Origin of the sequence: Arenimonas sp. (genome assembly GCF_044353605.1) — a bacterium.
GTDB lineage: Bacteria > Pseudomonadota > Gammaproteobacteria > Xanthomonadales > Xanthomonadaceae > Arenimonas.
In genome coordinates this window covers 49,374-62,783 of sequence record NZ_JBILBO010000002.1, presented here as the reverse complement: position 1 = coordinate 62,783, position 13,410 = coordinate 49,374, and the positions used below count along the sequence as shown (strand labels likewise).

Sequence of the window (13,410 nt, the reverse complement as noted above, 5' to 3'; positions counted from 1 at the left end):
CATGAGCACAGTAAAACCCTTCCATCTGCCGGATCTGGGCGAAGGCCTGCCGGACGCCGAAATCGTCGAATGGCATGTCAAAGTCGGCGATGTGGTCGGTCTGGATGCACCGCTGGTGTCGATGGAAACGGCCAAGGCCGTGGTCGATGTGCCCTCGCCGTTCTCCGGCAAAGTGCTGGCGCTGGCCGGACAGCCGGGTGATGTCATCCTGACCGGCGCGGTACTGGTCGAAATCGAACTCGATCCGAATCTGCCGCAACGCGCCGACGCCCAGGACACCGGACACCACCACGGCGCCACGGCCGCGCATGCGCACCCCTCACCCCCAGCCCCTCTCCCCGCGGGAGATGGTGGCGAGCAAAGCGAGCCGGGTGAGGGCGCCGACGCCGGCACCGTGGTCGGCGCCATGGAAAGTTCGAACGCGGTACGCAGCGAACAGGCTGTCGCCATCGGCGGCGTGAAAGCCATGCCGGCCGTGCGTGCGCTGGCGAAGAAACTGAAGGTCGATCTCGCGCGCGTGCGCGCCACCGGTGCCGAGGGTGTGATTACCCTGGCTGATGTGAAAGCAGCAGCCGCGAATCCGTCAACGCAGTCCGCCGCGCCGGCTCCGGCAGCGCCTGTTGTAAGCAGCGAACGCAGCGCGCCGCCGCCTGCCTTCATGCCGCCACCGGCCGGCGATGACAAAGACGAACCGATCCGCGGCGTGCGCCGCAACATGCTGCGCACCATGAGTGCTGCGCATGCCGAAGTGGTGCCGACCACGCTGATGGACGATGCGGATCTGAGCGCCTGGGCGGCGGGTGAAGACATCACCGTGCGCACCCTGCGCGCGCTCGCGGTAGCCGCCAAGACCGAGCCCGCGATGAATGCCTGGCTCAATGCCAAAGAAGGTACCCTGCGCCGTCATAGCGCAGTGCACATCGGTGTCGCCATCGATTCCGCCGACGGCCTGTTCGTGGCCTCGCTCAAACACTGCGACTCGCGTGACGGCAAAACCCTGCGCGCCGAACTCAACCGTCTGCGTGACGGCGTGCGCGATCGCAGCCTGCCGCCGGAAGACCTCTCCGGCTACACTTTGATGTTCTCCAACTTCGGCGTGTTCGCCGGAAAATACGCGACGCCGGTCGTTGTGCCGCCATGCGTGTGCATCGTCGGCGCCGGTCGTCTGTATCACGCCGTGGTACCGGTCTTGGGCGGCATGGAAACGCACCGCATGATGCCGATTTCGCTGACTTTCGACCACCGCGCCGCTACCGGCGGCGAAGCCGCGCGCTTTTTGAAAGCGATGATCGACGATCTTCAGCGATCGCGTTAACCGAGTTCGATGGCGTCCTGAAAAAGCGCTTCCAGGGCGTCGAGCACATGGCTTTCTTCAGCCCGCTCGGCCAACTCGGAAACGTCCTTAAGCGCATGCCAGGCGGCTTTGCCTTCGGCCTTGATCTTGGCGAGGAACGCGCCGGCCTCGCGCGGGTTGTCGAAGCCCCTGCTCTGCAGCAGCACATCGCCGTTGGCCTGGCTGAGTTTGAAATAAAACTTGCCATCCTTTTCGCGGTACTGCTTGAACACCGGCAAGGCCGGCTTTTCATTCGATGCATTCGACTGTGCCGGCAACACACTGCCCAGATTGCGCAGACCGACGGCATGGCGTAATTCCCGCAGCAGCGGCGTGGCAATGGCGCGGGCTTTGACGGCACCGGCTTGCAGGATGGCTTCGATGCGGGCCGGATCGGCCATCAAGGCGTTGTAACGCTCGCGCATTGGTGCGATTTCAGCATCGATGACTGCAAACAGTTGCTGTTTGGCATCGCCCCAGGCGATGCCTTCGGCAAAGGCTTTGCGCATGGCGGCGGTCTGCTCCGCTGTGGTGAACGCCTGATACAGCTGGAACAGAGCCGAGCCCTCGGTATCCTTCGGCTCGCCCGGCGCTTTCGAGTCGGTCAGCAGGCCCATGATCTGTTTCTTCAGCGTCGCCGTATCAGCGAATAGCGCGATGGTGTTGTCGTAACTCTTGCTCATCTTGCGACCATCCAAGCCCGGCAGCGTGGCCACCGATTCCTCGATGGTCGCTTCCGGCAGCGTGAAATACGCTTGGCCGTAAAGATGGTTGAAGCGCGCGCCGAAATCGCGTGCCATTTCGATGTGCTGGACCTGATCGCGCCCGACCGGAACCTTATGCGCACCGAACAACAGGATGTCGGCGGCCATCAGCACCGGATACATGAACAATCCGGCAGTGATGCCGGCGTCGGCGTCGTTGCCTTCGGCGGTATTTTTATCGACCGCCGCCTTGTAGGCATGCGCGCGGTTGAGCAGGCCCTTGCCGGCCACACAGGTCAGCAGCCAGGTCAGCTCCGGAATTTCGGGAATATCGGATTGCCGGTAAAACCAGACTTTATCCGGATCCAGACCGCAGGCCAGCCAGGACGCGGCGATTTCCAGCGTGGATTGCTGGACGCGCGCCGGATCCTGCACTTTGATCAGCGCATGGTAATCGGCAAGGAAATAGAAACTTTCCACACCGGCCTGCCGGCTGGCGGCAACGGCCGGGCGGATGGCACCGGCGTAATTGCCAAGATGCGGCGTACCGGAGGTGGTGATGCCGGTCAGGACACGCTGGTTGGCCATGGGGAATTAATTTTTCGCGGCGTCTTCGACTTTTTCGCCGGCTTTCTGGACGTCTTTGCCGACGCCTTCAATGGTATTGCAGGCCGACAGGGCCAAAACGAAGGACAGGGTCAGCAGAACGGTTGCGAGCTTTTTCATAAATACTCCTCAGGGTTAATCAATGCGCATCAGGGTCGATTTGCCGAACAGGCTTTCGACCAGATCCACGGCGAGGGCGCCGGTCTTGTTATGTTCATCGAAAGCCGGGTTTAATTCAACTATGTCCAGCGAGCCGAGCCGGCCGGTATCGGCAATCATTTCCATCACCAGCTGCGCTTCGCGATAGTTCGGGCCACCCGGCACCGTGGTACCCACGCCCGGGGCGATGGACGGATCGAGGAAGTCGACATCGAAGCTGACGTGCAGATGGGTGTTTTCATCGACGCCTTCCAGGGCTTCTTCCAGCGAACGCTTCATGCCCACTTCATCGATATAGCGCATGTCGTAGATGTCGAGACCGTAGCGGTGCACCAGTCGCTTCTCGCCGATATCCACCGAGCGGATGCCGATCTGGCGGATTTCCTCGGGTTGAATGGCCGGCTTGCTGCCGCCGAGTTGGGTCAGTTCGTCCGGGCCGAGACCACACAGACACGCGACCGGCATGCCATGAATATTGCCGGAGGGGGTCACCTGGCTGGTGTTGAAATCGGCATGGGCATCAAGCCACAGAATGCGCAGTTTTTTTCCGGTATCGCGGCAGTGCCGAGCCACGGCGGTAATCGACCCGATACCCAGACAATGATCGCCGCCAAGTACGATCGGCAACTCGCCGCGCGCCAGGCTCGCCGAAACAGCCTCCATGGTCAGGCGGTTCCATTCCGCCACTTCCGGAAGATGACGGTAGCCGTCATTCGGTGCCTGCCAGGGATTGACCGGCCCCTGCAGGTTGCCATAATCGAGCACGTCCAGGCCGTGCGAACGCAGGGCGTCGGCAATACCGGCGACACGTAAGGCCTCCGGTCCCATCGATGCGCCGCGGTGCCCGGCACCGATGTCGGTCGGAACGCCGATGAGGGCGATGGTGGGGGTATCAACTGTCATGGTGGTTGCGCCTGATTGGTGCCGGCACCCGGATTCGAACTGGGGACCTACCGCTTACAAGGCGGTTGCTCTACCAACTGAGCTATGCCGGCATGGGATGCCCATTGTACGCGAGCATCACGGATTTGCGTAGCCGTCAGCGGCAGGCCTGCGTCGGAATTTTCGGATTCTGTTCGGCCTGCCATTGGCTGAAACCGGCCTGATTGCGGATACTGGCGTCAATCCACCATTCCTGCCGTGTCTGCTGCTCACTGCGCAACACCGCTTCCAGTCCAAGCTGCTGCACGACGCGCTGCCGCGCCTGGGCATCTGCCAGCGTGGCGTATTGACCGAGCGCGATGCTTTGGTCGGACTGGATTTCCGGAGCGCCGATCCCGGCACTGAGCAGGCTCTCCACCAGCAACTCCGCATCCGCACGGCTGGCACTGGCCGGGATATCCAGACGATAGCGCGTGCCGGTGACGCCGTCGGCCGCACGCATCTGCATATCCAGGGTGATGTACTCCAGGGATTGCCAGGCGCGCCGCATCGCGGTCTCTTCGGCGAAGGGACCAATCCGCCAGCAACTTCCGGTAGGCAGGCGCTGGCGTTCCTGCTGCAATTGCAGGTACTCCTGATGCAGGATCAGCCCCGGCGTACCGGCTTCGGTCATCGGCAACACATGACCCTGCATTTCGGGCCGCCACAGATTCCACATCAGGGCGCCGGCATTGGCAAATAGCAGCAACAGGCACAATCGACGAAGCCAGATCATAAACCGCTCAGTTCGATATAGCGCAGCATGCCGTTGAAGATCAGGTCGGGTGCAGCCACTGCCTTCGGCAAAAGCTTCAGCCAAGGCTCGGCTCCGCCACCGGTCACCAGTAACTTGACCGGACGGCCATGGAATGCGCCCGTCAGCACCCGGTCAATCATGCCCAGCGTCTGGTGCTGGATGCCGCTGGCAAGTGCATCAAGGGTGTTGTCGGCCAGGAAGCCGGCTTGACCCTCACCTTCGAACAAACCGGGGAAATGATCACGCATGCGCTGCCACTGGAAATCCGGACCGGGCGCAATCAAACCGCCACGGTGCCGGCCATCGGCGGCCAACACGTCGAGCGTCAGGGCGGTTCCGAAAGACAGCACAGCGCAGTCGGTCATCGCATCGCAGGCGGCCAGCAGTCCGAGAAAGCGGTCCACACCCAGTTGCCGTGGCTGTGCATAAGCGATGCGCAGGCGGCCCATTTCGGCACAGGATTCAATCCGGGTCACCGGTTGCCGGATATGCGAAAGCAGATGCTCAAGGCGCTCCGCACGCCAGCCCTTGCTGACCGTGGCCAGGAAGACCCGCTCGTACTCAGCATCGGCCAGCAGTTCGAGCGCCAGATCGACCGCATGCGGGTCATCGTAATCCAGGGCGGGCAAAGGATGCCAGCCGGCAGCCTCGCGGCGCGCCATTTTGATACGGCTGTTTCCGCTATCGATCAGACAATCAGCCATGGGACACCCGCACACTGACTTCGCCACTGTGCAAACGGTGTTGACCATCGGCATCTTCAAACAACAGGGCGCCATCGGCAGTAATACCGCAGGCACGCCCATCGCGCTGCTTTGCGCCGGCCTGCACACGTACCGCCCTGCCCTGCAGACCATCCAGGGATCGCCAATCCGCGATAAAGGCCGGAAGACCATCCGTTTCGAAACGCTCGAAACCCCGGGTCAATTCGGACAGCAGTCCTGCAAGCAGCCGGTTACGGTCCAAGACGGCTTGGGTATGCTCCGACAATGCGGCCCAATCCTGATCGATGCCGGCACCGGCCTGACGCGATAAATGCACATTGATACCGAAACCCAAGGTGACGTCACAGGGGCCGTCCGCTTCACCGCGGAGCTGGATTAAAAGGCCGCCGCATTTACGGCCATGCAGCCAAATATCGTTGGGCCACTTCAAGGCCAGACCGGCGATGCCCTGGTGCTGAAGCGCGTTCACGATCATGACGGCGCAGGCCAGACTGAAACCGGACATGGCGGCGACCGGAAGATGGAATCGGCGGTTGACGCTGCAATGGATATTGGCCAGCGGCGGCGAGCACCATTGTTTTCCGCGCCGGCCCTGCCCGGCGGTCTGCATTTCCGCCAGCCAGACCGCGATGCCTTGTGACGGCGCCGGTTCGGCCATGGCCCGTAGCTGTGTCGAATCGGTTTCGAAATCGATCTGCAGACTTTGCAGGTCCTGCCGGCTGGCGGCATCCATCGCCGCGAGGATCACCGATTTCTCGAGCAAGGGTGTCGGCCGCACCAGACGATATCCGCGTTGCGCATCGGTATCGATTGGCAATCCGCGCTCCCGCAGCTGTTCGATGCGCTTCCAGACCGCCGCACGCGACACCCCGAATTCGGCAGCGAGGCTCACGCCCGATTTCGGACCGTCCATCAGCGCGTTGATCAGGGCCGGATTATCCACGGCGTCCGGACAACAGGCGTCCGAGCAGACGGGCTTTCTCGAACCGGTTCTCGGTTCCCGAACGCAGCCGCTGCAGATTGCTGCGGTGACTAAAGGTCAGCAACACGGAACTGGCTATGGCAAACCACCACACTTGGGCATCGGCACCGGACCATGCGGCACTGACCAGCAGACTGATCGCCGCCAGCACCGTGGAAAGACCGACATAGCCGGTCAGCAGGAGATTGAGAAACCATACGGAAAACAACAGAATCAAGGACTGCGGCCAAACCAGAATCAGTCCGCCAACGAGTGTGGCCGCACCCTTGCCGCCGCGGAACCCGTGCCATACCGGCCAGATGTGGCCCACAACGGCGGCGAACACACAGGCCATCGCGGCCATATCGTTGCCAGGCAGGAAATGCCGCGCCAACCAGGCCGCGAGCAGACCTTTGCCGACATCGATCAGGACCACGCCGAGTGCGAATACCAGGCCCTGGGTCCGCAAGGCATTGGTGCCACCGGCATTGCCGCTGCCAAGCGTACGGATATCGACACCGCGCAGTTTGCCCAGGCACAGACTGCCGGACACCGAGCCGAGCAGGTACGCCACGACAATCAGCAGCCAGAGCATCAGACCGTCTCCGTGACGACCGGCTGGTAGGAAATCACCAAAGCGCCGGGGCCGGCATGGGCGCCGATGGCCGGACCGGTTTCCACGCACCAGGCCTGCGCACACGGCACCAATGCCGTGAAGGCCTGCAGGAGCGCCTGACCGGCCTCCGGATCACCGCAGTGGCCGATGATGGCGCGGTATTGCTGCGTGCGGTCGATGCGCTTGGCAACATGACGTGCGTAACGTTCGATGATATTGCGTTTGCCGAACAGACCGCTGTTCAGCGCCAACTTGCCCGCCGGGGAAACCTTGGCGATGGCGGTCAACCCTAAAGCGTTGGCAATCGGGCCGGCCCAGCGTGGAATGCGGCCACCCCTTACGGCATGGCTGATATCCGCCGTGCAGGCCCAGGTTTCAGTCACCGGCCGCAACTGCTCCAGGAGGGCCATGATCTGGTCGGATGACTGTCCGGCCTGCGCCGCTTCGGCAGCGGCAATGACCAACAGACCCTGACCGCCGGCGGCATTGGCGGTGTCGAAGATGTGGATGCGATCGGCGTGACCGCGTTTGGCGGCGGCCTCGGCCGATTGCACGGTGCCGGAAACCGCCCGCGAAAGACCGACATAGACCAGATGCGGATGGTGCGACAGCAGAAACTCGAACTGCCGGCGGAAATCACCCGGCGACGGCTGACTGGTTTTTGGCAACACCAGTTCGGTACGCAACTTGTGATAGAACTCGCTGGTACTCAGGCCGACCTTGTCGAGGTAATCGGTCTCGCCGAAGCTCAGACGCAAGGGCACCCAATGCAGGTTGAGCGACTCGGACAGCGCTTCCGGCACATCGGCCGAGGTATCGGTGATGATGACAACCGCATCGGTGCCGGCCGCGGTGCGGGCCTGGGCGTGCATATCGTCGGCTTTGGTGCCCTCGACCCGTCCGAAACGGGCGGCCAGATCGAATAACTGTTTCGGATTGCCGACATGGGCATGCAGGCGCACGCGCGAATGGGATCCGGCAATCACGACACAGGAGGCTCCCAGATCGCCGACGGCCGCACGCAGGCCGCTGCGGTCGAGTCCATCACCGAGAATCAGACATTCGCTGCACCAGCGATGCTCCGGATCGGCATCGGCCAGCTCGACATGCGCCTTGGAGACTTCCAGATCGGCACTGTCATTCTCGATCTCGTCATTGAGATCGATGTCACCCTCGAGAATGAACTGGTAGACGCCTTCGAGCATGTCGACGAAGCCCTGTGCGCCGGCATCGACCACGCCGGCTTTCTGCAGCACCGGCAGCTGGTTCGGTGTGTTGGCCAAGGCCTTACGGGCCGCGACCAGCGCCTCGCCGAACCAATGCTTGAAATGGTAGCCGCGCTCGCGGCAATGCAGCGATTCGGCGAACACGCTGATGACACTGAGAATGGTGCCTTCCTTGGGTTCCGACAGCGCCTCGCGGGCGGTTTCGGCACCGTGCTGAATGGCCTGCGCCATCTGCTCAAGACTGGCGACCTGGGAATGTCCGATGCGTTCGGAGATGCCGGTAAAAAACTGGGCCAGAATGGCGCCGGAATTTCCACGCGCACCGTCGATTGCGTGTTCGCTGACCCGTCGCAGCAGCTCGCCGGTACTCTGCGCACGCCGGCTGAGCGCACCGGTCAGCACATTGCCGAGGGTGAAGGCCATGTTGCTGCCGGTATCGCCGTCGGGAACCGGAAACACGTTGATCTTGTTCAGCAGATCCCGCTGTGCGATGACCCGCCGCGCGCCGGATATGAGGGCTCTTCGGAGCATCGGGGCGCGGATGACCGGGGCGTGGTGTTGCAGCGGAATTGTGTTCATTCGTTGTTATGGACTTCTGGGCCGGAATGATACCGCCGGCGGTCAGTCATTTTTAATGCACCGGCCCGATTCTTGCAACCTTTTTCGGGGCGTGAGCATCTATCCAGAGACCGTACCGAAGAGTAGCAACATCATGAAAACCCTACTGATCGTCGCCATCCTGTGCCTGAGCCTGATTCTGTTGTCCGGCATCACGCCCGCCAGCCGAACGCCGGTGTTCCGGCTGAACACCCTGATTACGGCCGTGGACGGCCATGCAGCACCAACCACTGCGGCACCACGCAAGGGGGGCGGCGGCCAGGCACGTTGGCTACGGGTAGTTCCCGGCCTGTTCCGCTAACTTAGACAGGGCAAGCGGATGGTAAAACGGGCACCGCCCAGTTCCTGGGAACGGTCGACTGACAATTCGCCGCTGTAGGACCGGATGATGTCCTGCACGATGGCCATACCGATGCCATGGCCCTGCACGCGCTCATCGCCGCGTACGCCGCGCTGAAGGATTTTAGGAATATCCTCCGGCGCGATGCCTTTGCCATCATCCTCGATGCACAGATACAGGCCCGGCCGTCGCGCCGCCGGCTCGTAAACCGGTTTCACCGTCAACAGCACACGGTGCTCCGCCCATTTGAACGCGTTTTCTAGGAAGTTGCCGAGCAACTCCTGCAGGTCTCCCGGCTCGCCGGAGAACTGCGCCTTGTCATCCACTTCGAACTCGCACAGCACCCCGCGTGCCTGGTAGATCTTCTCCAGACTCTGCACGATATTTTCGGCATGTGGCAGCACATCGACGGGTGCCGAATAAAGCGCGTGTCCGGAACGCGCCGCGCGCGCGAGCTGATAGGACACGATGTCGTTCATGCGATGAACCTGTGTATAGACTTCGCCTTTGAAGGACGCGGGATCGTCGGCATTCTCGATTTCCGACTGCAGCACCGCCAATGGCGTCTTCAGGCTGTGCGCAAGATCGGCCAGCGTGTTGCGGCTCAGTTCAAGATTGCTGCGTTCACTGTCGATCAGGGCATTGATGCTTCCGGAAATCGGGCGCAGTTCGTTCGGATAGATCTTGTCGAGCCGCTGCTGCCGTCCATCCTGCAATGCCTTCATGTCGGTTTCAAGTATACGCAGCGGCTGTAGACTCCAGCGCAGAATAGCAATCTGCACAAGCACCAGCAGGATGCCGGCAATGCCCAGATAGCCCCACAACGATTTCCGGTACTCGGCAATCTGCTTGAAGATTTCCTCTTCGCTCTCGTAGATGCGTAGGGTAATCATGGTTGGGCCGGCCGGCGTGTCGTCGAAGCGGGTGCTTGCGGTATAGCGGTAAGCCCGGATATCCGAGTCCTCGCCGATCGGCAGGGTGATCGGTCCGGTGAACTCGGAGGGTATACCGAAGCGTGGCAGTGGCGGTTTAGGCAGACTGAACAACTTTACCGACTCCGACTGCCAGCTACCGCCGGGTCCATCGAGCTGGGCATACAGGCCACTGCGGAAATTGTTGAAGCGCGCATCGGGCAGATTGTCGATGGTGGCGCTTTGTAGCCGGCCGTTCCTGTCGAAATTCACCTCATCCCAGATAGCCAACGCATAGCGCTCCATACGCGCTTCCATGTTGTTGACCAAGGAACTCTGGAAGGCCTTGTCGAGCGCGATGCCGGTCAACCCCAGGAAGGCAACCAGACCCAGACTGGCCGCAATCAGCTGCCGCGCATGCAAGGACAGGGCACGTCGCGTGGTGCTCATAGCGGGAGGCGGATTACTCGTTGCGCGGGATGGCGAAGCGGTAGCCGCGACCGCGCACGGTTTCGATTGGTTTCAGGGACCCATCCGGATCGAGCTTCTTGCGCAGTCGCCCGACGAACACTTCCAGCACATTCGAATCGCGGTCGAAATCCTGCTGGTAGATGTGTTCGGTAAGATCTGCCTTGGACACCAGTTCGCCGGCATGCAACATCAGGTATTCCAGCACCTTATATTCGTAGCTGGTCAGATCGGCGGCGACATCGTTGATGGTGACTTTCTGTGCGGCCAAATCAAGCTTGACCGGCCCGCATTCCAGGCTCGGCTTGCTCCAGCCGGCGGCGCGCCGCAGCAGCGCATTGATGCGTGCCAGCAACTCTTCGACATGGAAGGGTTTGACCAGATAATCGTCGGCACCGTACTTGAGTCCTTCAACTTTGTCCTGCCAGCTTGAACGCGCGGTCAGGATCAGGATCGGGAATTTCTGGCCGGCATCGCGCAGGCCACGTACCACATCCATGCCCGAAATCTTCGGCAGACCCAAATCCACCACGGCCAAATCAAACGGGATTTCCCGGCCATGGAACAGGGCCTCTTCGCCGTCACTGGCGGTATCGACTGCGAAACCTTCACGTTTCAAGCGTGCTGCCAAGGTCTCCCTCAGTGGTGCTTCGTCTTCCACAAGCAGGATGCGCATGACTCGTCCTTTCCGGGGTGGGATTAATGATCGGCGGTGCGGTTCCGTTGTCCGGGGTCGTCGTCCGCTTTCTGGACAGTTTCCACGGAACGGCCATTTTCGTCAAATAGCTGCTGATGGATGATGATGCGCCCATTTGGCATCTGGACTTTGATCTGGTTGAGTTGCCTGCCCTGCACGCTAACCGGTTTTGCTCCAATGACCTTGCCCCCGGTCTGGCGTTCGAGTTGGCGGACGGTCATCGTGCGGGGCTGGGATCGCAAAGTGGTCTTGGTATTGGGCAGACTGTTGCGCGGACCGGTATCGCGATCCTGGTCCTTGGGTTCCGGTGTTACGCGAGGCGATTGCGTCGATTGCGCCAAAACGCCGTGGGCACTTGCGGCAATCATCAACGCGGCGAGCAAACGGATCTTCATGGACGTATGGTAGTACAAACCGACCGTTAGTTAAATAAAAGTTAGTTTGGCATGGCCTAGGTGAATTGGCTCTGAACCTGCGCTTAGTAGATTTCACCGACGCAGCAGCGCAGCGAGCCACCGGCCAGCTCCAGGGTCGGCATCGGCACGGCATGCAGGATGAACCCGGAGGCGTCCAACATCGCCAGTTGGCCAGGGTCCAGACTGGCAGCGGCGCGTGCACTGAGAAAAACATCCTGCCCGCTCAGGGCGATGCAGTTACCGGCGAAGTCGGCTTTCTGCGCCGGACTCAGCTGGATTGCCGTGCCGCCATAGAATCCGGCGATGGCCTCTGGCACACGGCTGTCACGGAACCCGCAGGGCGCGATGACCGCCGCACGGCCGGCCAGAATGCTAAGGACGACATTGGTGTGGTACTCGCCTTCGGCCAGATCGAACATCAGGGTGGCGCGCAGGCCGAAGGCCGCGTGCATGGCGCGCGCGCCGGTTTCATCGCAGCGTTCGCTCAGACCGCAGAAGCCAATACCGCGGGAACGGTCGATGACCATCGACCCGGTCAACTCGCAGATGCCCGGCTGGCTGCCGAGGTCAGCCAGCGTGCGTCCCAGCGTTTCAGTGAAGAACCGGCGGATGTCATCACGGGCGGCCTCACGTTGACGCACGGGGTGACGCATATGACCGAGGATCAGATGTTCCGGTGTCAGCGCAAAGACATTGTTGGGGAACACCGCATCCGGCGTTTCGGAATCACCGGGAAAACAGATGACTGGCAGGCAGCGGCGGATGACTGCCTGCAAAGCACGGTGTTCGGCATGCGCGGATGCGGCATCGACCATCGCCGACATCTGCATGTAGCGGTTGTCAGTGGCGGATTGTTCGGCCAAGCAGAAACCTTCCGGACTGACCATGAACACCGCCTTCGCGCAGGCCGGTGCATCGGGCGCACAGATTGCCGCAAACGCGAAAAAAGCCTGCAGATCACGGGTAATCATGAAACCTCGCGCAAGCGTGTCGCCGCCAGAGCCTTGGCGATGACCGGCCAGCCGGCACCCGGTAACGGTGCTTCCTGACTCAACACCTGCCGGAACAGGCGGCCGCCGGGTTGGCCATGGAACAGTCCGAACAGGCATTTGCTGATGTGCTTGAGTGCCACGCCCGAAGCGCACTGCGCCGTCACGTAGTCCTGCAGGGCAAGCAACAGATGCTCCCGGTCGTATTCGGGCCCTCCGTAAATGGCGGCATGCATGCGGTGCAGACGGAACGGATCCTGATAAGCGGCACGGCCGATCATCACACCATCCACTTTGGGCATCGCCTCGAGACAGTCATCGACTTCTGCCAATCCGCCGTTGAGTACGATGCGCAGATTTGGCCGTTCCTGTTTGAGGCGGAACACCCAGTCATAACGCAATGGCGGGATCTCGCGGTTTTCCTTCGGACTCAAACCGCTTAACCAGGCCTTGCGCGCATGCACCACGAATTCGGCACAACCATTGCCGGAAACAGTGTCGATGAAATGCAGGAAAGCATCGTAGTCTTCCTGTTCATCCACGCCGAGCCGGCATTTCACGGTCACCGGCACGCGAACCGCGTTTTGCATGGCAGCGATGCACTCGCCGACCACCTGCGGTTCTTTCATCAGACAAGCTCCAAACCGACCGGCCTGCACGCGGTCGGATGGACAGCCGACATTGAGGTTGATCTCGGCATAACCGTACTGCTCGGCGATGCGACTGGCTTCGGCCAGATGCGCCGGATCGCTGCCGCCCAGCTGCAGCGCCAACGGCTGCTCGCGGGCATCATAGCCGAGCAGGCGTTCACGATCGCCGAACAGAACCGCCTGGGCATGCACCATTTCGGTATATAGCCTCGCCTTAGGCGCCAGCAAGCGGTGGAACACCCGGCAGTGGCGGTCGGTCCAGTCCATCATGGGCGCGACGGAAAGGCGGATGCTGTCGGTGTAGGTGCTCATT

Annotated in this window: 15 protein-coding genes and 1 tRNA gene; 2 read left to right on the top strand and 14 right to left on the bottom strand. The window is 61.6% G+C overall.

Annotation, left to right across the window (positions count from 1 at the left end; genetic code table 11):
• Position 1 precedes the first annotated feature (1 nt).
• Positions 2-1,315, top strand: coding sequence for a dihydrolipoamide acetyltransferase family protein (locus ACIQ1A_RS01585; protein ID WP_395769330.1), 1,314 nt, complete (start codon positions 2-4; stop codon positions 1,313-1,315).
• Here the strand turns inward: ACIQ1A_RS01585 and ACIQ1A_RS01580 are convergent.
• The 9 genes from ACIQ1A_RS01580 to ACIQ1A_RS01540 form a co-directional block, all read right to left on the bottom strand.
• Positions 1,312-2,625 carry a tryptophan--tRNA ligase gene (locus tag ACIQ1A_RS01580; protein ID WP_395769329.1) on the bottom strand — a complete coding sequence of 438 codons (1,314 nt, stop codon included), beginning with the start codon at positions 2,623-2,625 and terminating at the stop codon, positions 1,312-1,314. The genes ACIQ1A_RS01585 and ACIQ1A_RS01580 overlap by 4 nt on opposite strands.
• A gap of 6 nt (positions 2,626-2,631) precedes the next feature.
• Positions 2,632-2,763 carry an entericidin A/B family lipoprotein gene (locus tag ACIQ1A_RS01575; RefSeq protein ID WP_395769328.1) on the bottom strand — a complete coding sequence of 44 codons (132 nt, stop codon included), beginning with the start codon at positions 2,761-2,763 and terminating at the stop codon, positions 2,632-2,634.
• 15 nt (positions 2,764-2,778) lie between these two features.
• Positions 2,779-3,705, bottom strand: coding sequence for an arginase (gene rocF / locus ACIQ1A_RS01570; RefSeq protein WP_395769327.1), 927 nt, complete (start codon positions 3,703-3,705; stop codon positions 2,779-2,781).
• 16 nt (positions 3,706-3,721) lie between these two features.
• Positions 3,722-3,797 (bottom strand) — tRNA-Thr (locus ACIQ1A_RS01565).
• 44 nt (positions 3,798-3,841) lie between these two features.
• Positions 3,842-4,459 carry an SPOR domain-containing protein gene (locus tag ACIQ1A_RS01560; RefSeq protein ID WP_395769326.1) on the bottom strand — a complete coding sequence of 206 codons (618 nt, stop codon included), beginning with the start codon at positions 4,457-4,459 and terminating at the stop codon, positions 3,842-3,844.
• Positions 4,456-5,184: a type III pantothenate kinase gene (locus tag ACIQ1A_RS01555; RefSeq protein WP_395769325.1), complete on the bottom strand. Its 729-nt coding sequence runs from the start codon at positions 5,182-5,184 to the stop codon at positions 4,456-4,458. Before ACIQ1A_RS01555 ends, ACIQ1A_RS01560 begins: the two co-directional genes overlap by 4 nt.
• A complete protein-coding gene (locus ACIQ1A_RS01550) occupies positions 5,177-6,148 on the bottom strand; it encodes a biotin--[acetyl-CoA-carboxylase] ligase (RefSeq protein ID WP_395769324.1) in 972 nt (323 codons plus the stop codon). The genes ACIQ1A_RS01555 and ACIQ1A_RS01550 overlap by 8 nt, the downstream gene beginning before the upstream one ends.
• Positions 6,141-6,761 (bottom strand): glycerol-3-phosphate 1-O-acyltransferase PlsY, encoded by a 621-nt coding sequence (gene plsY, locus ACIQ1A_RS01545; RefSeq protein ID WP_395769323.1) that lies wholly within the window; start codon positions 6,759-6,761, stop codon positions 6,141-6,143. The genes ACIQ1A_RS01550 and plsY overlap by 8 nt, the downstream gene beginning before the upstream one ends.
• Entirely contained in the window at positions 6,761-8,587 is a 1,827-nt protein-coding gene (locus tag ACIQ1A_RS01540) for a DegV family protein (RefSeq protein ID WP_395769322.1), read from the bottom strand. The genes plsY and ACIQ1A_RS01540 overlap by 1 nt, the downstream gene beginning before the upstream one ends.
• A 133-nt stretch (positions 8,588-8,720) precedes the next feature.
• Between ACIQ1A_RS01540 and ACIQ1A_RS01535 the strand changes: the two genes are divergently transcribed.
• Positions 8,721-8,927, top strand: a complete 207-nt coding sequence (locus ACIQ1A_RS01535) for a hypothetical protein (protein ID WP_395769321.1) — start codon at positions 8,721-8,723, stop codon at positions 8,925-8,927.
• On the opposite strand, the gene ACIQ1A_RS01530 is transcribed toward ACIQ1A_RS01535, so the two are convergent.
• The 5 genes from ACIQ1A_RS01530 to dusA all read right to left on the bottom strand — a co-directional run bounded on the left by ACIQ1A_RS01530 (position 8,924) and on the right by dusA (position 13,409).
• A complete protein-coding gene (locus tag ACIQ1A_RS01530) occupies positions 8,924-10,300 on the bottom strand; it encodes an ATP-binding protein (protein ID WP_395769478.1) in 1,377 nt (458 codons plus the stop codon). The two genes, ACIQ1A_RS01535 and ACIQ1A_RS01530, sit on opposite strands and share 4 nt — an antisense overlap.
• 40 nt (positions 10,301-10,340) lie before the next feature.
• On the bottom strand, positions 10,341-11,021 hold the full coding sequence (locus tag ACIQ1A_RS01525; RefSeq protein WP_395769320.1) for a response regulator transcription factor: 681 nt from the start codon (positions 11,019-11,021) through the stop codon (positions 10,341-10,343).
• Positions 11,022-11,044: 23 nt separating this feature from the next.
• Positions 11,045-11,437: a hypothetical protein gene (locus ACIQ1A_RS01520; protein WP_395769319.1), complete on the bottom strand. Its 393-nt coding sequence runs from the start codon at positions 11,435-11,437 to the stop codon at positions 11,045-11,047.
• An 83-nt stretch (positions 11,438-11,520) separates the two neighbouring features.
• Positions 11,521-12,429: an arginine deiminase-related protein gene (locus tag ACIQ1A_RS01515; protein ID WP_395769318.1), complete on the bottom strand. Its 909-nt coding sequence runs from the start codon at positions 12,427-12,429 to the stop codon at positions 11,521-11,523.
• The gene (gene dusA, locus ACIQ1A_RS01510) at positions 12,426-13,409 is read right to left on the bottom strand and encodes a tRNA dihydrouridine(20/20a) synthase DusA (protein WP_395769317.1); all 984 of its coding nucleotides are present in this window, start codon (positions 13,407-13,409) and stop codon (positions 12,426-12,428) included. The genes ACIQ1A_RS01515 and dusA overlap by 4 nt, the downstream gene beginning before the upstream one ends.
• Between the last annotated feature and the right edge of the window lies 1 nt (position 13,410).

Excerpts from the sequence above, each read along its gene's own strand:
- ACIQ1A_RS01520 (WP_395769319.1), bottom strand. The coding sequence starts at position 11,437 with ATGAAGATCCGTTTGCTCGCCGCGTTGATGATTGCCGCAAGTGCCCAC.
- ACIQ1A_RS01535 (WP_395769321.1), top strand. The coding sequence starts at position 8,721 with ATGAAAACCCTACTGATCGTCGCCATCCTGTGCCTGAGCCTGATTCTG.
- rocF (WP_395769327.1), bottom strand. The coding sequence starts at position 3,705 with ATGACAGTTGATACCCCCACCATCGCCCTCATCGGCGTTCCGACCGAC.
- ACIQ1A_RS01555 (WP_395769325.1), bottom strand. The coding sequence starts at position 5,184 with ATGGCTGATTGTCTGATCGATAGCGGAAACAGCCGTATCAAAATGGCG.
- ACIQ1A_RS01585 (WP_395769330.1), top strand. The coding sequence starts at position 2 with ATGAGCACAGTAAAACCCTTCCATCTGCCGGATCTGGGCGAAGGCCTG.
- ACIQ1A_RS01575 (WP_395769328.1), bottom strand. The coding sequence starts at position 2,763 with ATGAAAAAGCTCGCAACCGTTCTGCTGACCCTGTCCTTCGTTTTGGCC.
- dusA (WP_395769317.1), bottom strand. The coding sequence starts at position 13,409 with ATGAGCACCTACACCGACAGCATCCGCCTTTCCGTCGCGCCCATGATG.
- ACIQ1A_RS01560 (WP_395769326.1), bottom strand. The coding sequence starts at position 4,459 with ATGATCTGGCTTCGTCGATTGTGCCTGTTGCTGCTATTTGCCAATGCC.
- ACIQ1A_RS01525 (WP_395769320.1), bottom strand. The coding sequence starts at position 11,021 with ATGCGCATCCTGCTTGTGGAAGACGAAGCACCACTGAGGGAGACCTTG.
- ACIQ1A_RS01580 (WP_395769329.1), bottom strand. The coding sequence starts at position 2,625 with ATGGCCAACCAGCGTGTCCTGACCGGCATCACCACCTCCGGTACGCCG.
- ACIQ1A_RS01540 (WP_395769322.1), bottom strand. The coding sequence starts at position 8,587 with ATGAACACAATTCCGCTGCAACACCACGCCCCGGTCATCCGCGCCCCG.
- ACIQ1A_RS01515 (WP_395769318.1), bottom strand. The coding sequence starts at position 12,429 with ATGATTACCCGTGATCTGCAGGCTTTTTTCGCGTTTGCGGCAATCTGT.
- plsY (WP_395769323.1), bottom strand. The coding sequence starts at position 6,761 with ATGCTCTGGCTGCTGATTGTCGTGGCGTACCTGCTCGGCTCGGTGTCC.